The organism is Grimontia sp. AD028 (assembly GCF_000973155.1).
Lineage (GTDB): Bacteria > Pseudomonadota > Gammaproteobacteria > Enterobacterales > Vibrionaceae > Enterovibrio > Enterovibrio indicus.
This window is the reverse complement of record NZ_LASY01000209.1, coordinates 1-265: the sequence shown is the minus strand read 5'-3', so window position 1 is coordinate 265 and position 265 is coordinate 1. Positions and strand designations below refer to the sequence as shown.

Below are 265 nucleotides of genomic sequence, written 5' to 3'. Positions count from 1 at the left end.
GATGTGTGGTCAGAGGATTCGGGCGAGTCTGTCATGCCTGCCCGTATGGGGTTGAGGTCAACATAGGCCATCGCCGCAGCTAAGGCTTTTTCATCCAGCAAAGCTTGGCTTTTAAAACGACCTTCCCAGAAGTGTCCCGTACACTGGTCTTCACGATTCGCTTCAGTGGCAATATGTTGATTCAGAAGGCGCATAAACCAACTGATAGAGCAAAGTCGTTCTCGCCAAGTGTCTATGATTTCGAGGCAACGTTCGGTTTCGGCTT

1 protein-coding gene is annotated in these 265 nt (G+C 50.2%); it reads right to left on the bottom strand.

Annotated features, from left to right (window positions below):
- Positions 1-265: hypothetical protein (locus RN22_RS24340; RefSeq protein WP_046308515.1), on the bottom strand; the 265-nt coding region annotated here is incomplete at both ends.